The following is a 21252-nucleotide window of genomic DNA, read 5'->3' on the forward strand; positions in this document are numbered from 1 at the left end:
AGTAAATAGAGGATGGAAGGTATTTTAAACCTCTGGAATGCGACAGGCATTGCTAACTTTACAATCCCATCATTAATTATGATTGCGGTAGGGTGTTTATTACTGTTTTTAGCGATAGCTAAAGGCTTTGAACCACTATTATTACTACCTATTGGTTTTGGTGCAATTTTAACAAATGTACCAGTGGCAGGTTTGTCAGACCCAGGTGGGCTTTTGTATTACGTTTATTACGTGGGTATTGATACGGGGATTTTTCCGTTATTAATATTTATGGGAGTAGGGGCGCTGACCGACTTTAGCGCGCTTATTGCAAACCCACGTATGTTGTTATTAGGTGCGGCTGCACAGTTTGGTATTTTTGCTACTTTGTTTGGCGCAATATTATTAAATTATGTACCAGGTTTTGAGTTTACCCTACAGGATGCATCAGCTATTGCCATTATTGGTGGTGCCGATGGGCCAACAGCAATATTTTTAGCATCAAAACTGGCACCTGATTTACTTGGTGCAATAGCGGTAGCCGCATATTCATACATGGCTCTTGTACCAATTATTCAACCGCCAATTATGCGTGCGTTAACAACCCCAGAAGAACGTAAAATTAAGATGCCAGAGCTTCGCAAAGTATCTAAAAAGGAAAAGATTATTTTCCCTCTTATGGTGCTTAGCTTAACGGCTATGTTTTTACCGGCTGCTATACCGCTTGTAGGTATGTTTTGTTTAGGTAACTTAATGCGAGAGTCGGGTGTTGTTGATAGATTAAGTAACAGTGCTCAAAACGAAATCATCAATGTTACAACTATATTTTTAGGTTTAGCTGTAGGTTCAAAGCTTGCTGCAGATAAGTTTTTAACTGTTGAGACGATTGGTATTTTAGTGCTTGGCGCACTGGCTTTTGCAATTGGTACTGCATCTGGCGTATTTATGGCAAAAGGACTTAACCGCATATCTAAAACACCTATAAACCCATTAATTGGGGCAGCAGGTGTATCGGCTGTGCCAATGGCGGCACGAGTAGTTAATAAAGTTGGCCTTGAAAGCAACCCACATAACTTTTTACTTATGCATGCTATGGGACCCAACGTAGCGGGTGTACTTGGTAGTGCAGTTGCTGCGGGTATTTTATTAGCACTTGTTGGCTAATAATTAACGTGGTAGTTAATAAATGATTTAGCGCAGTTTACTGCGCTTTTTTTTGTTCTTAATTTGTTCACCGCTAAATGGTTTCTTGTTCAGCGCTTTTTGTTTACAGTAACAGCTCTTCAAAATTTTAAGGATAGTTATCATGCTTCACACACCTTTAGCAAAGCACTTACCTCATGTTAGTAAACTTGTATTCGGATGCATGGGTCTGGGAGGCGGTTGGAATAAAGACGCAATCACTGATGCACATGTTAAGCAAACTCATGAATGCATAGATAACGCTATTGAAGGTGGCATTAACTTTTTTGACCATGCTGATATTTATACTTTTGGTAAAGCGGAGCAGGTTTTTGGTAAAGCATTAAGCGAGCGACCAGAGCTTAGAGAGCACATGTATATTCAATCTAAGTGTGGGATTCGTTTTGAAGATGACTTAGGGCCAAAGCGCTATGATTTTTCATCAAAGTGGATTGAGCAATCAGTTGAAGCATCCTTGAAGCGATTAAATACAGACTATTTAGACGTACTTATGCTACATCGTCCTGATCCACTCATGGAAGCTAACGAAATTGCTCGCATATTTAGTTGCTTAAAAGAAAGCGGTAAAGTGCGCAATTTTGCAGTATCGAATATGCAGCAACATCAAATGAATTTTTTACAGCATGCACTTGATATGCCGATTGTGGCTAATCAAATTGAGGCTAGTTTACAAAAACATCAGTTTGTTGATGAAGGTGTATATGCCGGTAACAGTGACGGTAAGGATCTTAATTTTACGCCCGGTAGTATTGAGTACTGTCGCCATTTTGAAATTCAAATTCAAAGCTGGGGCAGTTTATGCCAAGGATTATACAGCGGCAGTGATTTATCAAACGCATCGCAGGCTGATATAAACACCAGTCTTTTAGTTAATAAGCTGGCTGCACTTTATGATACGTCTGCTGAGGCTATAGTCATTGCATGGTTACTGCGCCATCCCGCATCTATTCAGCCGATTATTGGAACAACTAATGCCAAGCGTATTAAAGCCTCTTGTGATGCTGTAAACGTACAGCTAACTCGTGAGCATTGGTATGCACTTTATGTAAGCGCTAAAGGCCATGAGCTACCATAAGAAGGGCATTGATATGAATATATTCGTTATTTTAATTGGTTTGTTTGTCGCGCTAGCGATACTTATTCCATTGCTTGAAAAATATCAAAGTAAAATAGGGCTCAACGGTGCAACCAAATACAGCAAATATATTTGGCCATTAGTGATGGTGTCTTTAGTTATTCAGCTCATTTATGTATTAATGTACTAATGTTTTTTAGCGTACACAAAAAAGCCTTTGCAGGTTTAACCTGCAAAGGCTTTTTTAATGTTTATTAATAAACTTTATTTAAGTGCTAACTGTAGCTCGCGATTGCGCTCAAGTTGGGCAATAAAATTATCTGCAATAGGTTTAAACTTAGCAAGTTCTGAGCGAGGTAATGGCTCTGACTTAGGAAGTTTTACTGTTTTAGGATTACGGTGAACGCCATTTACTAAAAATTCATAGTGTAAATGCGCGCCAGTAACACGACCCGTAGAACCTACAGTACCAATTTGTTGGCCCTGTTTAACTTTTTGGCCCGTTTTAACTAGTTTCTTATTTAGGTGTAAGTACTTAGTTACATATTGTGTGCCATGGCTAATAAAGACGTAGTTACCGTTGTACTTGCTGTAACCCGCTTTAACTACCTTACCGTTCCCTGATGCAACCACCGGTGTGCCAGTGCGTGCCGCAAAGTCGATACCACGGTGCGCTCTAACTTGCCCAGTAACTGGGTGTAAGCGACGAGGATTAAAGCTCGAACTAATATACTTAAAGCTTACAGGTGCACGTAAAAATGCTTTTTTCATGCTACGCCCTTCAGGCGTATAAAAATTGCCGTCGGTATGGCGAATCGCTGCAAAGCGCTGACCTTGGTTTACAAATTCAGCGGCAATAATTTTACCGGTACCAATAAACTCGCCATCAACATAATGAGACTCATAAATTAAGCCAAACACATCGCCTTTACGAATGTCGTTTGCAAAATCAACATCCCAACCAAATATGTCAGCAAAGTTCATTATTTGACGTTCGCTTAAACCAGCCGCTATTGCTGAAGTCCAAAAGTTGTTAGATATTTCGCCGCCAGCGGTTTTGGTTAGCGTTTCAATTTCTTTACTATCAATAGCTGTATCGTAGTTACCTTCTTCATTTAAGGTAACAAATAAAGTATCGGTTTTTGAAATCACATAGCGCAGTTGAGCCAAAGAGCCATCTTCAGCTGTCGCAAAGCTAAGTATTTCAGCAGGGTGAATTTTAGTTAGCTTGCGCGTTTCTGCGTTAGTGTTAATTAGTTTATGGAGCGTTTGAGCTGAAAAACCAGCACGTTTGAAGATAATTGCTAAATTGTCGCCATTTTTAACTTTATGATCGACAAAGTCGTATTCTGGTAACTTTTCTGCTGCTTGCTCTGAATTTAACTCAGTTAATTTTTCGTTGTCATCAACTTTAACTTGTAACTCATAGCGCTTGCCTATCTCTAATGCATCTGCATTATTGTCTTTAGAAGCAGTCGCTTTTTCAGAAGGAAGAAATGCCAAGCCGGCAATAGCAGAAACTAAACCTAAAATAAGCAATTTGTGTTTTTTTGGGAGAGTGTTAACCACGTGAACCATAACGTGCCTTTTTCTGCTGTCAAGATAATAAATACATAATATTGCAGGATATACTTAATAATGTACGAATACTAGTGCTTTGTAGATTTAAACTAACCTTAAACTACGCTAAAATCAGGGTTAGGAAGCCTTTTTTAACGTCCTATCTAACTAAGACTCAATTCATTTTGTTTAGTTGCATTAATAACTTAAAAAGTTATTTTAATTAGGTAGAAATTTGTTATGTTAGCTACATATATATATTCGGTTTAAACCTATATTAAACCGTGATTACAAGTAACTAGTCCGCCCCTTCGTAGGCAGAATTTTGGAGTAACACAAAGTGGATTTACAAACCGCTCTAGCAGAGATAAAACGCGGTGCAGAAGAAATATTAATTGAAGACGAACTAGTTGAAAAACTAAAGTCGGGCAAAAAGCTAAAAATAAAAGCTGGCTTTGATCCTACAGCCCCTGATTTACATTTAGGGCACACTGTACTAATTAATAAAATGAAAACCTTTCAGGATTTAGGTCATGAGGTTATTTTCTTAATTGGTGACTTTACTGGCATGATTGGTGACCCAACAGGTAAAAACGTAACGCGTAAACCACTTACTCGCGAAGACGTACTAGCCAATGCCGAAACATATAAAGAACAAGTATTCAAAATTCTAGATCCTGCTAAAACCACTGTTGCATTTAACTCTACTTGGATGGAAAAGTTAGGCGCTGCAGGTATGATAAAACTTGCTGCTAACCAAACAGTAGCGCGCATGCTTGAACGTGATGACTTTAAAAAGCGTTACGGCAGCGGTCAACCAATTGCAATTCACGAGTTTTTATATCCACTGGTACAAGGTTGGGATTCGGTTGCACTAGAGTCAGATGTTGAACTAGGCGGTACTGATCAGCGCTTTAACTTGCTAATGGGTCGTGAGCTACAAAAAGTTGAAGGCCAAAAGCCGCAAACAGTATTAATGATGCCATTACTTGAAGGTACTGACGGCGTTCAAAAAATGTCTAAGTCGCTTGGTAACTACATTGGTATTACTGATGCGCCAAACGATATGTTTGGTAAAATAATGTCGATTAGTGATGTGCTAATGTGGCGTTATTACGATTTATTGAGCGCGCTTTCTATTGAAGAAATTGCAGCTCAAAAAGAACGTGTTGAGCAAGGTACTAACCCGCGCGATATTAAAATAGAACTAGCTAAAGAGTTAATTGCTCGTTTTCATAGTGAAGCTGATGCACAAGGTGCACATGACGATTTTATCCAGCGTTTTCAGAAAAAAGCGCTACCAGATGAAATCCCAGAGCTAACAGTCACTATCGCAGAAGACACTATTTTAATTGCTAACTTACTTAAAGAAGCAAACTTAGTAGTAAGTACATCAGAAGCAATGCGTATGATTAAGCAAGGCGCTGTTAAACTTAACGGTGAAGATAAAATCACTGACACCAAACTTGAAATAGCAAAAGGTACAACGGCTATTTACCAAGTAGGTAAACGTAAGTTTGCAAACATCACTGTAGCTTAAATACCGTTTGAAAACTAAAAAACCAGCCTAGGCTGGTTTTTTTGTGCTCGTATTTTGGGGTCTGTAAATAGTTACGAGGTAGTCACTAAATAGTCACTAAATCACTTTTAATATTTTAATACTTACAATTACTAACAACCAAAATACACGCGCCTGATTTAATCTATTAATTATTACAGGTACATCCTCGGGTGTAGGTAGTCTATCAGTACCTATACGCATTTTATTAAAGCGAGTACCTAAATAAACTGCAGGCCCGCCCAGCTGCACGCCAAGTGATGCAGAGCATGTGCTTAGTAGCCAACCTGTATTTGTTTGATAAAAATGTCTACCATAATGCTTTATGTAGTGCATGCTTTGTTTGCTCGCTCTACTTGCTGCAATAGTTAAAGCGAGTAAGCGCATTGGAATATACTCAATAATAAACAACAGAGTTTTAAGCGGTTTTAAAAAGTAGCTATTTGGGGATATGTCACTACGCCAGGCTTGTTGTATTAAAGTAAGTAATCGATAGGCGAGGGCCGCAATAGGGCCAAAGGCTAAAAATATAAATATAACTACGAAATAGTATCGAGCAGTGCGCAGTATTAAGCTTTCAATTAATGCTTTGATAATACCAGGAGATGAAAGCCTATTAACTTCACGGGCAAGCAGTGGTTTTAGTAATTCGCGTGCTGTCGATTTTTGATTTTGTTTAGTTAGCTTTGCAATGCGAAGTGCTTTTTTATCAATACTCTTACTTTCTAAGCATAAGTATAAAATAAGGCCAGCGAGTAATTCAGGATAAAAAGCAAACTCGAGTAGTAACACTACAATAATGAGAATGACACTTAAAATGAGCGTGCTTGCGAGTATAGCTGCCAAATATTGATAGCTTTTAGGTTCTTTGCTTTTGTATATGCGCTTGCCAATAGCACCAAAAACAGCATTTAGCGCTGTATTAGGATGATACCAGCTAATAAGGGGAATAAAGCGCTCAGCAAGGAGCGCTAGTATGAAGGCAATAAAGTCCAAGTGATTTTGAACAATATTGCTAAGCATTTACAGAGACACTGCAGTTAGCTTTTCTAAAAGTGCGACAACCATTTTAGATGAGTTGATTGATGCTGTTTCTAGGTATTCTTCAAACGATTGTGGTGACTCTTTACCTGCAATATCAGACATTGAGCGAATTACAACAAATGGTGTGTTAAGCGTAAAACACGTTTGTGCAATTGAAGCGCCTTCCATTTCAACGGCAAGCATTGTAGGAAAATCACTGCGTGCTTTATCGATACGCACAGGGTCACACATAAATGTGTCACCAGTACAAATTAAGCCAACAAGTGTTTTAACATCACTGATTTGTTCGATTGTTTGTTGTGCTGCTTCAACTAATTTAGGGTGAGCTGTAAAGCCTGCTGGCATTTGTGGTACTTGGCCAATTTCGTAGCCAAAAGCAGTAACATCTACATCGTGATGACGTACTTCTGACGAAATTACTACGTCGCCAACACTTAGAGAAGGATCGAATCCACCGGCAGAGCCTGTGTTAATTACGCAATCAGGTTTGAAGTTATCAATCAGTAAGGTAGTTGCAATTGTTGATGCTACTTTACCAATACCAGATTGAACAAGTGTTACTGTGTTACCAGCCAATTCACCAGTATAAAAAGTGAAACCTGCTTTAGTTAAAATTTGTGGGTTTTGCATCGCTTCACGTAAAATTTTAACTTCTGGCTCCATTGCGCCAATAATACCAACATTCATAATGTTTAATTCCTGAGTTTGAATCACTTGATTATACGTGAAGTTAGCAATAAAAAACAAAAAAGCGAGCTTGTTTATAAGCTCGCTTTAAATACTTTTTAGGAGAGTATTTAATTTGGTTTTTAAATTTCAGCTAAAGCAGTTGTTTGTGCTTTGGCTTGAGAAGGTGAAAGTACCGCTGGCTTGTGTGAGCGATTACGAACAGGACGCTGCGTTTGTGTTGCTGCAGGCTTACCAAGTTTAAACAGAATTGCATCGCGCACTTCTGATGGACGGTAGCCCGATTTAACTTTCATACGAATATGTGGAATGCCCGCAGACTCTAGTGCACCGTTTACAAACCAGTCGCGTTGAGCTTTGTGGCCATCTTTATTGGCATTGTTAACTAGGTCAACGGCCGCAACAATAGTTAGTTTTTCTTTATCGATTAATACAAAGTCGAGTTGCTTATTTTTAGCTTTAGCTAAAGCAGCACGTTTAGATTTAATAGAAAGACCTTGCTTACAGTCAATAACGTCAATTAGCTTAACGCGACTAACAATTTTATATTGATCGCCTACAGCACGCTCGAGAAGATTTAAAAAAGCGCCCTCAACCTGCGTAAAAACAGTTTGCTTGCGGGTAAAAGGATACGGGTTTCCGCCATCGTCATTAAATTTTGACGCAACAACAGAAGCCCCGACAACTAATACTAGAATTAATAATAAAGCGAATTCCATACGGTAACTCCATAACAACAAATTGACACTGCTCAAATAAAGCAATTTACGTGCCTAAAAAGTATGAGTTATAAAATAATTACCAACTGTTTATAAAAGCTAAAACTATGTAGCTATTAAGCTTTGTATCCACCTTTAATACCTTTAACCGCAATAGCTACAGCATCGTGTGCATGGAGTGATTCATAATGGTTTATTTGCAGCCAGTAATCGCTGTAATTATCTGTTTCTAATAAAGCTTTAATTTTACGCGCTGCATCTTCACAAAACATAAGATTTTGACCATTTAAACGGGCAAATTCTTGCTCGTCTTCGCGTTTTACTGCCGCTTGTACAGGCGTTTTAAGTTCAGCTTCGAGGGTATTTATTAGAGTCACTACGTCAAATTCTTGAATATTGCTATCAAGCTTTACTTTTACGTTGGCAATAGAGCGCTGCGAGTGAGGTGTAGCTACTATGCCTTGAGTAGTGCCTAGCCATTCGTGCACATCTTTTTGGCTTAAGGTTTCTTGGTTAAACTTTTCGTTAAACGCGTTTTGTATAAGCTGGCGTGCAAGTGCTGCAGAGCAAGGGCATGTTGAAGAATAGGTAACATCTACGGTTAGCTCGTAGCTAATAATGTTATTTTCAATTGTACTGGTAAGTACAACTGGGTAGCTTTTCCAGCCTGCTTTACCACTTAATAGTGACTTACGGCGTAGCGGTAGTTCAAATTTAAATTCAATTTGTGCTTTATCGCTCAGCCCTTCGTGGCTAGTTATAAAGGTATCGAGTGCTTGCGCTATTGTTTGCGGATTGACTTGCTGCTCAGTTGAAAGCAGGTCAAGTGCTAAAAATAGACGTGACATATGAATGCCTTTGGCATCTTCTTTATGCAAATTTACAAATGCACGAGCTTTGGCATTTACTGTAACTGGAGATAAGTCTCGTGACTCAAAAATAAATGGCAGTTCGATTTCGCCCATGCCAACCCAGTCTAATTTACCTGTTTGTAAAGCGGGTGCAGTGTCTGCTATATCTGGCATATTGGTTTGCATGTGCGCTACTCGTATTTTGGAGATAATAAAGCGGGGCATTTTACACTAAATAATTTATTGCTGAAATGATGAGTTTAAGAGATGAGCAAAATCAAACATGAAAAATTCTGTTTTTATCGCACAACATGGGTAGTGGTAGGAGAAAAATGCTAAAATCTGGGAAAATGGTATGTTTATACATGCGCATTGCCTTCTTTATATTTAAGCACACAGCTAAGAGATAAAATTACGTATGACCGATTATTCTTTGAGCCCTTGGGCTCGGGTACTTTCCAGCTCAATAACGCGATTTGGTGAATTTAAAACCGCAGCTATTTGTTACACTTTATTTTTAACTGTATCTCTTATTTTATCGAGCATGTTTTATTATGTTGCGATAGGCGAATTACACCTTGTTGATATTTTGGCTGTGGTGTTTTTTACGGCTGTGGTTTCTCCTTTAATTATAAGTGTATTACTTAATTCAATACGTCAATTAGATGCCTCGTATGCTTATTTAGATAGCGCAACCAAGCAGGAGAAGCTCTTAAACCAAACCCTAAAAGACAACATTAGTCGTTTAAATATTGAAATTGATGAGCGTAAAATGGCATTTCATGCCAAGCATCGCGCTATTGAAGAGCTGCGCCGAGAAATTGCTGAGCGTAAAAAAACACAACAAGAACTTGCCCAACAAAGTATGTTGCAACGCTCAATCGTTGATTCATCTCCCGATTTATTTTATTACCGCGATAACAACGGTGTATTTGCTGGCTGTAATAAAATGTTTGAAGAGGTAATGGGAAAATCAAGTAGTGAGTTAATAGGAAAAACGGTTGAGCAGATATTCCCGAGTCATTTTTTAGCTGAAGTTTTGGCAACCGATAAAGAAGTAGAGCAAAGCCATAAAGCACTAACTATAGATGTAGGCTATGAAGTAAATGGTGAAACACGTTGGTTTGAGCTGCGTAAATTACCTTTTATAAATGATGACGGTGACTACATTGGTTTACTGGGTTTTGGACGTGATATCACTAGCCGTAAAGAAGCTGCACAAGCACTCGAAACTGCCTATAAAGACAAAGGTAAGTTTATTGCTACGCTGAGCCATGAACTACGTACTCCTTTAAATGGCATTGTTGGTTTAACGCGTATGTTATTAGATACAGAGCTTAATAAGCAGCAGCGTAGTTGGGGCAATACTATTTTTTCGAGTGCTGAAACACTCGGTAATATTTTTAACGATATTATAGATTTAGATAAAATAGATAGAGATCAGCTCGATATAGCAACCAATTCTATTAATGTGTCAGACTTTATAAACGATGTAGTTAATTTTGCAGGCTTAATAGCAGAGCAAAAAGAGCTTGAGTTTGATATTAAGCGCAATGGCATACTTGATGTTTACGCGCAGCTCGATCCGACTCGATTACGCCAAGTTGTTTGGAACTTAATTAACAACGCCGTTAAGTTTACTCAGCAAGGCAAAGTAACACTCGAATGCAGCAGAGAAAATCGCGTAGAAGGCCCATGGTTAGTTATTAAGGTACTAGATACCGGTCAAGGTATTCCACCAGAGCAACTTGCCCATATATTTGATATGTATTACAAAGCGCCGGATTTAAAAGGCACTAACGCGATAGGCTCCGGTATTGGTTTAGCTGTAACTAAAGCACTTGTAAGTGCAATGAAAGGGATAATTACGGTAAATAGTACTGAAGGCGAAGGAAGTTGTTTTACAGTGCAAATACCGCTTAGTTTATGTGTTGCACCAACAGAGCAAAGTTATGTTGGCCGTGGTTTGTATATTCTGCTAGTAGAAGATGTGCCTCTGAACGCCGAAATTGCTACAAACCTATTAGAGCAACGCGGGCATGAAGTGTTATGGGCTGAAACCGGTGAAGATGCGCTCTCGTTTGTCGAAACCGAAGATGACTTAGATTTAGTACTACTCGATATGCAATTGCCAGATATAAACGGTGACGTGGTTGCTAAACAAATACGCTCAGATAGCCACTTCGATAAATTACCTATTGTTGCTTTAACTGCCAATGTACGCAGTGCTGAAAAAGAGCTTGAAGGTATATCAATACAAGGTGCGTTGGCCAAGCCAATTAACACAGTTAAGCTTGATAAAATGCTGGCTGACTTATTTGGCATTAAGCAAAGTGAATGCACAGAGCCACAGCTAAAAGTAAGTGAAGAAGCGCTAGAGGGCATTGATGCACACTTATTAGATATTGAAACAATAGAAGACTTTGTAAATTCGATGGGCTTAGTTGTATTTAGACGCAGTAGTCAGTTATTTGAAAAGCTAAGTCCACAATATCAGCAAGAATTACTTACTTCATTAAATACCGGTGATAGAGAAGAGTATGAATCAGTAGCGCATAAACTTAAAGGTGCGGCTGGCTCGGTAGGTTTAAATGATGTGCAGCTTCATGCCAAAATAATGGAGCATGGTGCGATTGATGAATCTGATGAAGTGTTAAAGCAGTGGTTAGATGTTTTAGCAGATAAAATAAATGAAGGACAAAAAGCCCTTCATTTATTTTTACAGCAATTAGAGTAAAACTAATTAGCTCTAATTAAGCGTCAATTTTACCAATGAAACGGTAACCTTCACCATGGATGGTGCTGATTAACTCTGACGTTGAGTTATCACTCTCAAAATGCTTACGAATGCGACGAATAGTAACATCAACAGTACGGTCATTTGCACGAAGCTCACGGCCTGTCATGTGCTTGATTAATTGCTCACGACTAAAAATACGACCTGGAGAATCAAGCATTAAACGAAGTGCTCTGTACTCACCTTTTGGTAAACGTTTAGCGTCGCCATTTGGAGAAGTAAGACAGCGGCTATTCTCATCAAGTTCCCAACCGTTAAACGTAATAACACCATTTGTTTCTAGTGCTGACTCTTCACCGCCTAAAGCAGTACGAGTAATAAGGTTGCGAGCTCTAATAGTTAATTCACGCGGGTTGAATGGCTTAGTAACATAGTCATCTGCGCCAATTTCAAGACCTAAAATACGGTCAACATCGTTGTCACGACCGGTTAGGAATATAAGACCTACTTTACGCTTTTGGCGTAATTCACGGGCTAAAATAAGACCGTTTTTACCAGGAAGGTTGATATCCATAACTACAAGATTAACGTCATCGTTATTTGTAAGCTTGTCATGCATATCATCGCCATCAATGGCTTCAATAACTTTGTACCCTTCAGCTTCAAATAAACTAACTAGGTTCAGTCGAGTTACGTCTTCATCTTCTACGATTAGAATGACTGGCGTTTGCATTATTAATTAACCTTTTGGAATATTTTATTTATAAAAAAACCGGTGACGAATTTATAACCGATTACTAGAGATTATAGGATTATACCCATTTGTTAACAAGGAAAAAACAAATTGGATAAAAATAAAACAGTAGGGTGTCCAAAGTCTACTAAAAAGGGCAGTGCAAAAACTACTGTTTAATTGATATATACGTGGATGTAGCTATTTGAATCATAAAGTCGAAGCCATTTTCCTTTAATAATTGATACATCATTCAATCAAACAAGGTACTTAAAATAATCAGACTAATTCAAAGCAAAACTATATCACTTTCTAACCTTTCATCAATGTATGTGATACAGCAAAGATAAAAAAGTTCATAAATCGCTTGGTAATATTTATTTAATGCAATTAAATAATGTTACGCGCTTATCACATGCCTCATTAATGAGGTCATTAAATGCTAATTCAAGGATAAATTTTAAATATATGCACTTTTTAGTGATCTTTATTTAAGGAATAGTAATTATAAAGCGAGCACCGTGTTTTTCTTCAAGATCAAACATAACTCTTCCGCCAAGTGCTTGTGTTACTAGGTTGTAGACCAAGTGCATGCCTAAGCCGCTTGCGCCTTGTCCGCGCTTTGAAGTTACAAACGGATCAAAAATTCTATTTTTAATGTTTTTATCAACACCTTGACCATTGTCAGAATAAACTATTGTTAATTTTTTCCCTACCAGTTCTACGTCAAAGCGAATTTCATTATTTTCTTTACCTATAAATCCATGAATCACAGAGTTCATAAGCAACTGCTGAAACACTTGTTGCAGAGGTTCAGACTTACTATGAATAGCCAAGTCGGTCGGACAGTTAATAATAACGACAGGCTTTTTAGGCAGTAGTTCAGATTGAATCGATGTTAAAACATCACTTATTAATTTATGTACATTAATATAGGTATTAACACCGTCGTCTTGAATAACGGCCACTTTTTTAAAGTTAGATATCAGGTCTGCGGCACGATTTAGATTACGATAAATTAAGTCTAAGTTTTCAATACCTTCATCTATAAAGCGTTTTAGATGGCTTGAGGTAAGTTTTTTATCGTCAAAGCTTTGCTGTATATCTGCCAGTTTATCTCGAAGTAATGTAGAGCCTGTAATACCTAGCCCTATTGGTGTATTCACTTCATGGGCAACCCCAGCAACCATTTGCCCAAGCGATGCCATTTTTTCGTTTTCAACAATTTGCGTTTGGTACTGATGCATTCTCTCAAGGGTTGATAAAAGCTCTTGATTTGCTTCTCTGAGAGCGATTGTTCGCTGGTTTACTTTTTCTTCAAGGCTCTGGTTTAGTTGTTTTATTTCTTGTTTATCTTTTTCGTGGCGCTCAAGTTGCTTTTTGGTACGTGTAAGCATGATATTTAAACTATTTGAAAGAGCGGTTATTTCTTTTACATCGGTTATTGGCGCGCGTGCATCATAGTTATGATTTTTAGATACATCCTGCAATAGCATGCTTAACTGTTCTATTGGCTTGGCTATACGTCGTTGAACTTTTATAGCAATAAAGTAAACAACGATTAAAATTAATAGAGTTAATAGCACGTCTATTAATATTTTTCTCTCAATATAAGTCTCTAAACTTTCGAGGCTCCCTCGCATATATACATAACCTACCAACTTTTCGTTATCGTAAATAGGGCGGGTTAGTTCAATATGATCGCTCGTAATTCGTGGCGTTTTTAGCTCATCAACACTGTCTATTCTTAGTGGTACTGGAGGTGTTTTTTTTGCATTAAAGCTAATAAAAAAAACAGGTTTTTGAGATGCCTTTTCTATTGAATAAATATGTATGTTTTTTACAAGGGGGATATTTTCAAATGACTTGAGGCGTTTTTCTTCTGTTTTTCTATCATCTTCAACTACTGATTTACCAGCATCAAAAGCTACAATTTCAGAAAGTATGACGAGTTTATTAATGATTAATTGCTTTTGCTCTTTTACGCTTAAATAAGTAGATATCGAAATAGATAGCGACAAGCAAATAGCTGTAATAAGCATAATTAAATTTATGAGTGCTTTGCGAATGCTACTTTGATGAACTTTTTTAGGCATTATTTCGTTATCGCCTGAATTAATTTTGATTATTTAGAGTTTTAGTTTAGCAAAGACGGGAGAAAATGAAGGAAAAAAGCTAAATTAATTCTTATATTTATGCGAAGGTTAGCTTGAGCGCGTTTGCACTCAAGCATTTTTTAAAATAATACTAGCTGCTATATACGGCAAACTTGTTATTTTTAAATACCGTTTGGTAGCTTTCAAATTGCGTTTCTAAAATAGGCGGGTATTTTAAAAAGCTATTAGCAACAATATTCAGCTTTCCTACTTTAGTTAAATGCTGTTTTGCATTTGCTAAAAATGTTTCTGCTACTGTGTAGTCGGTTGCAATACCTGTATGAAAAGGTGGATTGCTAATAATTAAATCAAACTTACCGGTAATGCTTTTAAGACCGTCACTTAATATCGCTTCGCCTTTGATGCTGTTAAGCTTTAGAGTCTGCTGTGTTGCGTAAGTTGCCAGTGCACTTACATCACTACACACAAACTCGACTGCTGGATTATGCAGCCCTAAAAAGGTTGCTATTAAACCTGCGCCACAACCAAAGTCGAGAACCCTACCTTGCTTAATTGTCGGTGCGTTTTCGAGTAGAACTTTCGTTCCCATATCTAAACTACCGTGATTAAAAACCCCTGGGACACTAATAGCTGTAAACTCGGTGTCGGCAACATTAACAACAAACTTTTTATGGTAGGTCGTAATATCAAAATCAGGGTGCTGGGTAATCTCAGCAAATGAGTAAAGAACGCAGTGCTTAGCTGAATCAATTTTGTTACTAAACTCAGCTTTACCAGCTAATTGCTTTTCAATTGATTTAACACCACTTTTGTTTTCACCTACCACCAATAGTTCGGCATCGTCAGTAATAGCAGATCGAATATTATCAAGCGCCATTAATAACTCAGGTTTTGATTTAGGATAGTAAAGAATAACTAAATCGTAGCCGTTACCAGGTATTGTGTGATTTACACAAATCTCAACGTCTTTGGTGTTTTTAGCAAACTCACCGTTAGCATGGTTGTAGCTAAATGCAGTTACCTTGCTTTGCGGGTTAAGTTTTTTAAGCTCTGTTAAAAAGCCATCTTGAACAAAGTTGACCACCAAGATAGATTTGCCCGTTAGTGCCTCGCTATTACGAAGTAACAGTAAACTTGGGTTGGTTAGTACGCTCATAAATGGCTTTGCCTTACAGTATGTTTAGTTTTATTAAAAATAAAAGTGAGTGCTTAAAGTTACAAATTACTCAGTACGTTCAAACATTAAATCCCACACGCCATGACCTAGGCGATGTCCGCGCTGCTCAAACTTAGTAAGCGGGCGCAAATCTGGACGTGGAACATAATCGTTTGTTTCTGATTGGTTTTTAAAACCAGGAGCTACATTCATTACTTCGAGCATATGCTCTGCATAGTTTTCCCAATCTGTTGCCATATGAAAAACGCCACCCATTTTCAGTTGGGCTCTTAGTTTTTCAACAAACTCAGTTTGTACGATACGGCGTTTATGATGACGCTTTTTATGCCAAGGATCAGGGAAAAACAACTGTAGTGTTGTTAAGCTTTCATTAGGTATACAGTCTGCAAGTACTTCAACTGCATCGTGTTCAAAAATACGCAAGTTAGTAATGCCTGCTTCATCGGCATCCATTAAACAAGCACCAACGCCTGGGCGGTGTACTTCAATACCAATAAAGTTTAGGTGAGGGGCATTTGTTGCCATTTCGACAAGCGATTTACCCATACCAAAACCAATTTCTACTACTACATCATTGTTGTTGCCAAAAACTTCGCTTAAATCAAGCATACCGTTTTTATGCTCTAGGCCCATTGTTGGCCAGCATTTTTCGATTGCAGCGGCTTGGCCTTTGGTTAATCGACCTTCGCGTTTTACAAAACTGCGAATGGTGCGGATGTATTTACCTTCTTGCTTAGCTTGCTCAAGGTTAGTGTTGCTTGATTCACTCATATTATTGGCCTGACAAAAACAATGTGTTTAAAAATGGTTGCATATTATCCCTGACCGAGCCCGCAATCACAAGTATTAGCTGGTTTTACACGCCCTATAGCTTGATCTTTTTATTAACTACAATAGACTGAGCCGCCATTGAGCATCAGTAAAAGTACAATATGTTGGATTTAAATAAAGAACAGTCTAATTCGTTTTCTAATCAAGTCGTTGATTGGTATCACCTTCATGGGCGTAAAACACTTCCATGGCAGTTGGGTAAAACACCTTATAAAGTGTGGGTGTCTGAGGTGATGCTCCAGCAAACTCAAGTTATTACTGTTATCCCATATTTTGAAAAATTCATGCAAAGCTTTCCAGATATTATTGCTTTAGCCGATGCTGATGAAGATTTAGTACTGCATCACTGGACTGGCTTAGGGTATTACGCTCGTGCGCGTAACTTACATAAAACAGCTAAAATAGTACGTGACAAGTACCAAGGTGAATTTCCGCAAACGCTTGATGAAGTAATGGATTTACCGGGAATAGGGCGCTCTACTGCCGGGGCTGTTTTATCATTGTCGCTTGGACAGCATCATCCAATTTTAGATGGGAATGTTAAGCGAGTCTTAGCGCGCTACTTTATGATAGAAGGTTGGTACGGTGTTAAAAAAGTCGAAAACCAGCTTTGGCATTTATCAGAGCAATTAACACCTAAAAATAATGTCACCGAATTTAATCAAGCTATGATGGATTTAGGTGCGAGTGTTTGCTCACGCAGTCGTTTTGATTGTGAGGCTTGCCCATTAAATTCAGGTTGTGGTGCTTTTAATGCAGGTAAAGTAAAAGAGTTTCCACATTCTAAACCTAAAAAAGCAGTGCCGAAGAAGAGTTGTCATCAGTTAATTATTCAGTGCGGCGATAAAGTGCTTATGGAAAAACGCCCTAACAGCGGTATTTGGGGAGGACTATTTGGCTTTTTTGAATTTAATGAGTACGAGGAGCTTCAAATGTTTTTAGCTCAGCAAGGATTAGAAGCCGACTTAGTAGAGCTTGAAGCGTTTATTCATGTGTTTTCACATTTTGAGCTGACGATTAATCCGCATGTGCTCAATGTTAAGAAAATTCCTGATGTAGTAAATGACAAACAATTAGTGTGGTATCCGCTTGATCAATCAATAGAGGTTGGCCTAGCAGCGCCAACTAAAAAGTTGGTTAAACAAATTACAGCAATAGTATAGAATAGCCCCATATTTAGCGTTAGAGAGAATCAATCATGGCACGTACAGTATTTTGTCAAAAGTTACAAAAAGAAGCCGAAGGGCTTGGCTTTCAGTTATACCCTGGTGAAGTTGGTGAAAAGATTTTTAATAACATCTCTAAAGAAGCGTGGGGTCAGTGGCAGCATAAGCAAACAATGCTTATTAACGAAAAGCATTTAAATATGATGGACCCAGAGCACCGCACATTTTTAGAAGAGCAAATGGTTGGCTTTTTGTTTGAAAACAAAGATGTGGAAATTGAAGGTTATCGACCGCCTGAAAAATAATATTTTGAACATAAAAAAAGGGCTAAATAGCCCTTTTTTTGTGTGCGATTATTTAATCACTTAACTCATCTTCTTGCTCAGAGATTTTAATTTGTTCTTTTAAAAATTGAGCTGCCTTAGAGTATTCAATTTCTAACTTATCTCTTAAGTCTATTAATTCATCGGTAGTGAGTTCACCTTTTTTACATTTATCTTCAAATGCACTTGAAAGTTCAGCCACCGTTAGGGCACCAATTGTTTTAGAGATCGATTTTAATTGATGACACCCTTCAATAATCTCATCTAAATCGTTAACCATAACGCCTGAATTAATCCCCTTAATTAGCCCTTGGCTTTGTTCTAAATACATTTTGAAAAAGCGTAACTGTTTAGCTTCGTCACCATTTACATATTTAGCAACTGCTTCCATATCAATAGGTAGCGCCATGGTTTGATGGATAACTACATTTGGGTTTTGGCTTTGCTTATCGCTCCAGCGTTTTAAAGTGTCCTCTAACGCGTTTAGCTCTATAGGTTTGGTAATGAAGTCGTTTATACCTACGGCTAAGCAACGCTCTTTTTCGCCTTTAAGTGCGTTTGCTGTTACAGCAATAATGTAAGGCTGTGCATCAATTGATTCTAATAGCTCTGCTTCGTTACGGATTTTTTCGACCATATCGTAACCCGACATTTTAGGCATGTGTAAGTCGGTTAAAATAAGTGAGTAATCACCTTTTCTCCACATATCTAAGCCTTCTTCACCGTTGTTTGCTATCTCAACGCCAAAACCTAGTATGTGTAATTGATCGGTCAGCACTTGTTGGTTTAGAAGGTTATCTTCAACAAGTAAAACCAATTTGTTTGATTTACGAGCTTGCTCAACATTTAAATAGTTATTAAGTGTTTTGGTTTTTTTAATTTGTTTAGGTGTATGCAAACCTGCAGCGACTAAAATAGACAGCATAAAGTTAGACTTACATAAAGGAGAGGCATTAATATAAAAAATATTATTATGATTTATAGCCGCTTCATCAAGCTTACTTAGTACAACAACTTGTTGGTTATAATCCTCTAATGAATAAAATAAGCGTCTTAGCAGCGCGTTTGTTTTATCCATATTGTCTATGCCATCAGCCACCCAAATAATATCTTGCGAATGTTGATGCTCTTCAATTTCTTCTTCTGTGTGTGCATAAACTATTTTAGCGCCCATAAACGATAAATAACGGTACATTGTTTTTTCACGTTCTAGGTGATTACTAACTACAACAATTTGCTTACCATTTAATGCACCTTTGTGTGCGTACTTAATTCTACCCGATGTGCTAAACGGCAGTTCAACAGTAAACTCACTGCCAATTCCTGTATGGCTAGTTACATGAATAGTACCTAGCATAAGCTCAGTTAAGCTTTTACAAATAGAAAGACCTAAACCTGTCCCTCCATATTCTCGGGTAATCGAATTTTCGGCTTGAATAAACGGATTAAATATTTCGCGTAGTTGTGCCTGCGACATGCCTTTACCGTTATCAGTTACGCAAAAGCGTAAGGTAAAGTGATCAGTCGTATTATGTACCACCTCTACTGATATTTTTACATGCCCTTGGGTTTTTTCATCAGTGCTCGTAAATTTAATTGCGTTGCTACATAGGTTATAAAGAACCTGACGTACACGTACGCTATCACCGGTAAGATTTATAGGAATATCTGGTGCTATTGCTAGCTCTAAATCAAGCTCACGTTTTTTAGCAACAGATGAGAGCACACGAGCAACTTCTTCAATAGTATCGGTTACCGAAAATGGGATCGGGTCAATATTTAGCTTTCCAGCCTCAATTTTAGAGAAATCTAAAATATCATCCAAAATGCTCAATAACGAAAATGCTGATTCACGAATAATCGTACTTAAACGATGCTGAGCGCCATCAAGTTCGGTCTGGCGCAGTAAATCAATAGTACCTATAACACCATTCATCGGTGTTCTTATTTCGTGACTCATCGTTGCTAAGAATGTTGTTTTAGTTTCGCTTGCTCGCTCTGCTTTTAATATGGCTTGCTCAAGCGCTAAGGTACGATTTTGCACTTCGGCTTCTAGGCCATTTTGTAATTTATAAAGCTCTTTTTGTGCAGAGTCATTCTCGCTCATTGCAGTTTGTACTTTTTGTAGCAATAAGTTGATGTTTTTTGCTACTACACCTAAACCAATATCAAGTTGCTCATCAACATTACTATTGTAATTAGCATCTTCAGTGATTGCCTGTAACTCTTGAGTAAGAGTGTCAGTACTTTTACGTAAGCGCGTATTAATGTACATATTAAACATTAAAGTAAGTATAAATAATGCAGCAACACTCGCTATCGCGATGATGTAAGCGATAACTTGAGAATCTTGAGCGCTTAAAGGCGTGGCTGGTATGTTTTGCTTAATAATAAGCTCGCCAATGGGTTGATCGTTTAACAATAGTAGGTGATGCAGAATACCTTCTTCTTTTAAGTGCTTTTCAGTTTTAACAGAAGCGATGGCTGGTTTACTGCTGCTATATACCAACTGAGTATCTGATGTAGCATTGAAGCGATATAGAGTATATTCAAAGTCACCGTCTAATAAGGAGGTTAAATCAAGTAACTGTTTTACTTTACCTTGACCATACATAGTTAATGCATCAACCATAGGTAAGTCTAATCTATCGGCAAGCGTTACAATATTAATAGATGATACTGGTTGGGCTGTCTTAACTTCAGTTTGTGTATAAAATGAGTGGGCAACAATAGCGAGCGCTGTTACAGCAATATTAATGATTAAAAAAAGTGGCAGTAAGCCTTTTACTGGCGATGAGAATTTACTCTGCATTGATTGTTTCCAATTGATGTGTTTTTACTACGATAAGTCCCTATCGTACGTATCTAAGCTAATCGTAACATTTACAAAAAATAATTCACTACGGTTTTAGTCTGATTTAGTTATATTTATTTATAGTTATAGCCCGATTTGTGGTAAAAATGAACGTTATTAATAAAAAATGTACTGAGTTGTCTGAAAACCGTTCAAACAGTTATAAAGAAGAAAAAAAAAGTTGACTTGTAAGGGCAAAACTCGTTTAATACGCCGCACGCCCAGATAGCTCAGTCGCTAGAGATGAGTGGGAATTGCATTAAAAATCCTTTAAGATTTTTAATTAGCACTGTTTAAGTGCCTCGATAGCTCAGTTGGTAGAGCAGAGGATTGAAAATCCTCGTGTCCCTGGTTCGATTCCGGGTCGAGGCACCATTTATTAAAGTAGTGGTGTTTAATCAACAGTTTAAACATTATTACGCGTGCCTTAGCACACAGTTTTGTGTGCCGACTTAGCTCAGCTGGTAGAGCAACTGACTTGTAATCAGTAGGTCAACCGTTCGACTCGGTTAGTCGGCACCATTTATAAAGCTAAAAGTTAAATAATTATTTTACTTTTAGTTAGCACAGTTTATGTGCCTCGATAGCTCAGTCGGTAGAGCAGAGGATTGAAAATCCTCGTGTCCGTGGTTCGATTC

Annotated in this window: 17 protein-coding genes and 2 tRNA genes; 9 read left to right on the plus strand and 10 right to left on the minus strand. The window is 37.9% G+C overall.

The annotated features are described in order from the left end of the window. Positions 1–12 precede the first annotated feature (12 nt). From I6F54_RS19115 to I6F54_RS19125, 3 genes are all read left to right on the plus strand, one after another. The gene (locus I6F54_RS19115) at positions 13–1143 is read left to right on the plus strand and encodes a sodium ion-translocating decarboxylase subunit beta (protein WP_002961942.1); all 1131 of its coding nucleotides are present in this window, start codon (positions 13–15) and stop codon (positions 1141–1143) included. Positions 1144–1285: 142 nt separating this feature from the next. Further along, on the plus strand, positions 1286–2257 hold the full coding sequence (locus I6F54_RS19120) for an aldo/keto reductase (RefSeq protein WP_165727246.1): 972 nt from the start codon (positions 1286–1288) through the stop codon (positions 2255–2257). 13 nt (positions 2258–2270) lie between these two features. Beyond that, positions 2271–2447: a hypothetical protein gene (locus I6F54_RS19125; RefSeq protein WP_007583822.1), complete on the plus strand. Its 177-nt coding sequence runs from the start codon at positions 2271–2273 to the stop codon at positions 2445–2447. A gap of 74 nt (positions 2448–2521) precedes the next feature. Here I6F54_RS19125 and I6F54_RS19130 read toward each other — a convergent pair whose 3' ends face one another. Further along, entirely contained in the window at positions 2522–3835 is a 1314-nt protein-coding gene (locus I6F54_RS19130) for a peptidoglycan DD-metalloendopeptidase family protein (protein ID WP_197142709.1), read from the minus strand. 322 nt (positions 3836–4157) lie between these two features. On the opposite strand from I6F54_RS19130, the gene tyrS reads away from it, so the two are divergent. Then, entirely contained in the window at positions 4158–5357 is a 1200-nt protein-coding gene (gene tyrS / locus I6F54_RS19135; protein ID WP_165741524.1) for a tyrosine--tRNA ligase, read from the plus strand. A 96-nt stretch (positions 5358–5453) separates the two neighbouring features. Here the strand turns inward: tyrS and I6F54_RS19140 are convergent, their stop codons facing one another. From I6F54_RS19140 to folE2, 4 genes are all read right to left on the minus strand, one after another. Then, positions 5454–6398: a cobalamin biosynthesis protein CobD/CbiB gene (locus tag I6F54_RS19140; RefSeq protein ID WP_197142711.1), complete on the minus strand. Its 945-nt coding sequence runs from the start codon at positions 6396–6398 to the stop codon at positions 5454–5456. Further along, positions 6399–7106, minus strand: coding sequence for a 5'-methylthioadenosine/S-adenosylhomocysteine nucleosidase (gene mtnN, locus I6F54_RS19145; RefSeq protein ID WP_024589694.1), 708 nt, complete (start codon positions 7104–7106; stop codon positions 6399–6401). It lies immediately after the preceding gene. A 122-nt stretch (positions 7107–7228) separates the two neighbouring features. Continuing rightward, a complete protein-coding gene (locus I6F54_RS19150; RefSeq protein WP_197142712.1) occupies positions 7229–7825 on the minus strand; it encodes a DUF2726 domain-containing protein in 597 nt (198 codons plus the stop codon). Positions 7826–7941: 116 nt separating this feature from the next. Next, a complete protein-coding gene (gene folE2, locus I6F54_RS19155) occupies positions 7942–8862 on the minus strand; it encodes a GTP cyclohydrolase FolE2 (RefSeq protein ID WP_197119246.1) in 921 nt (306 codons plus the stop codon). Between the two features lie 232 nt (positions 8863–9094). On the opposite strand from folE2, the gene arcB reads away from it, so the two are divergent. Continuing rightward, positions 9095–11413, plus strand: a complete 2319-nt coding sequence (gene arcB, locus I6F54_RS19160; RefSeq protein ID WP_007582964.1) for an aerobic respiration two-component sensor histidine kinase ArcB — start codon at positions 9095–9097, stop codon at positions 11411–11413. A gap of 16 nt (positions 11414–11429) precedes the next feature. Here the strand turns inward: arcB and arcA are convergent, their stop codons facing one another. From arcA to trmB, 4 genes are all read right to left on the minus strand, one after another. Next, on the minus strand, positions 11430–12146 hold the full coding sequence (gene arcA, locus I6F54_RS19165) for a two-component system response regulator ArcA (RefSeq protein ID WP_002962549.1): 717 nt from the start codon (positions 12144–12146) through the stop codon (positions 11430–11432). 491 nt (positions 12147–12637) lie between these two features. Continuing rightward, the gene (locus I6F54_RS19170; RefSeq protein WP_007582962.1) at positions 12638–14242 is read right to left on the minus strand and encodes a sensor histidine kinase; all 1605 of its coding nucleotides are present in this window, start codon (positions 14240–14242) and stop codon (positions 12638–12640) included. A gap of 151 nt (positions 14243–14393) precedes the next feature. Continuing rightward, positions 14394–15419, minus strand: coding sequence for a methyltransferase (locus I6F54_RS19175; RefSeq protein ID WP_165727250.1), 1026 nt, complete (start codon positions 15417–15419; stop codon positions 14394–14396). 66 nt (positions 15420–15485) lie between these two features. After that, the gene (gene trmB, locus I6F54_RS19180; RefSeq protein WP_007582957.1) at positions 15486–16211 is read right to left on the minus strand and encodes a tRNA (guanosine(46)-N7)-methyltransferase TrmB; all 726 of its coding nucleotides are present in this window, start codon (positions 16209–16211) and stop codon (positions 15486–15488) included. 161 nt (positions 16212–16372) lie between these two features. Between trmB and mutY the strand changes: the two genes are divergently transcribed. Then, complete coding sequence (gene mutY / locus I6F54_RS19185; protein WP_197142713.1) at positions 16373–17434, plus strand: A/G-specific adenine glycosylase; 1062 nt, start codon at positions 16373–16375, stop codon at positions 17432–17434. Positions 17435–17469: 35 nt separating this feature from the next. Next, the gene (locus tag I6F54_RS19190; RefSeq protein WP_007582954.1) at positions 17470–17742 is read left to right on the plus strand and encodes an oxidative damage protection protein; all 273 of its coding nucleotides are present in this window, start codon (positions 17470–17472) and stop codon (positions 17740–17742) included. Between the two features lie 52 nt (positions 17743–17794). Here the strand turns inward: I6F54_RS19190 and I6F54_RS19195 are convergent, their stop codons facing one another. After that, positions 17795–20572, minus strand: a complete 2778-nt coding sequence (locus I6F54_RS19195; protein ID WP_197142714.1) for an ATP-binding protein — start codon at positions 20570–20572, stop codon at positions 17795–17797. Positions 20573–20913: 341 nt separating this feature from the next. On the opposite strand from I6F54_RS19195, the gene I6F54_RS19200 reads away from it, so the two are divergent. Beyond that, positions 20914–20989, plus strand: a tRNA-Phe gene (locus I6F54_RS19200). A 71-nt stretch (positions 20990–21060) separates the two neighbouring features. Continuing rightward, positions 21061–21136 (plus strand) — tRNA-Thr (locus I6F54_RS19205). Positions 21137–21252 lie beyond the last annotated feature (116 nt).

Origin of the sequence: Pseudoalteromonas sp. SWXJZ10B (assembly GCF_015864475.1) — a bacterium.
GTDB lineage: Bacteria > Pseudomonadota > Gammaproteobacteria > Enterobacterales > Alteromonadaceae > Pseudoalteromonas > Pseudoalteromonas arctica.

Excerpts from the sequence above, each read along its gene's own strand:
- I6F54_RS19150 (WP_197142712.1), bottom strand. The coding sequence starts at position 7,825 with ATGGAATTCGCTTTATTATTAATTCTAGTATTAGTTGTCGGGGCTTCT.
- I6F54_RS19125 (WP_007583822.1), top strand. The coding sequence starts at position 2,271 with ATGAATATATTCGTTATTTTAATTGGTTTGTTTGTCGCGCTAGCGATA.
- I6F54_RS19175 (WP_165727250.1), bottom strand. The coding sequence starts at position 15,419 with ATGAGCGTACTAACCAACCCAAGTTTACTGTTACTTCGTAATAGCGAG.
- arcB (WP_007582964.1), top strand. The coding sequence starts at position 9,095 with ATGACCGATTATTCTTTGAGCCCTTGGGCTCGGGTACTTTCCAGCTCA.
- arcA (WP_002962549.1), bottom strand. The coding sequence starts at position 12,146 with ATGCAAACGCCAGTCATTCTAATCGTAGAAGATGAAGACGTAACTCGA.
- mtnN (WP_024589694.1), bottom strand. The coding sequence starts at position 7,106 with ATGAATGTTGGTATTATTGGCGCAATGGAGCCAGAAGTTAAAATTTTA.
- I6F54_RS19120 (WP_165727246.1), top strand. The coding sequence starts at position 1,286 with ATGCTTCACACACCTTTAGCAAAGCACTTACCTCATGTTAGTAAACTT.
- I6F54_RS19190 (WP_007582954.1), top strand. The coding sequence starts at position 17,470 with ATGGCACGTACAGTATTTTGTCAAAAGTTACAAAAAGAAGCCGAAGGG.
- I6F54_RS19170 (WP_007582962.1), bottom strand. The coding sequence starts at position 14,242 with ATGCCTAAAAAAGTTCATCAAAGTAGCATTCGCAAAGCACTCATAAAT.
- mutY (WP_197142713.1), top strand. The coding sequence starts at position 16,373 with ATGTTGGATTTAAATAAAGAACAGTCTAATTCGTTTTCTAATCAAGTC.
- folE2 (WP_197119246.1), bottom strand. The coding sequence starts at position 8,862 with ATGCAAACCAATATGCCAGATATAGCAGACACTGCACCCGCTTTACAA.
- I6F54_RS19115 (WP_002961942.1), top strand. The coding sequence starts at position 13 with ATGGAAGGTATTTTAAACCTCTGGAATGCGACAGGCATTGCTAACTTT.
- I6F54_RS19140 (WP_197142711.1), bottom strand. The coding sequence starts at position 6,398 with ATGCTTAGCAATATTGTTCAAAATCACTTGGACTTTATTGCCTTCATA.
- I6F54_RS19130 (WP_197142709.1), bottom strand. The coding sequence starts at position 3,835 with ATGGTTCACGTGGTTAACACTCTCCCAAAAAAACACAAATTGCTTATT.
- trmB (WP_007582957.1), bottom strand. The coding sequence starts at position 16,211 with ATGAGTGAATCAAGCAACACTAACCTTGAGCAAGCTAAGCAAGAAGGT.
- I6F54_RS19195 (WP_197142714.1), bottom strand. The coding sequence starts at position 20,572 with ATGCAGAGTAAATTCTCATCGCCAGTAAAAGGCTTACTGCCACTTTTT.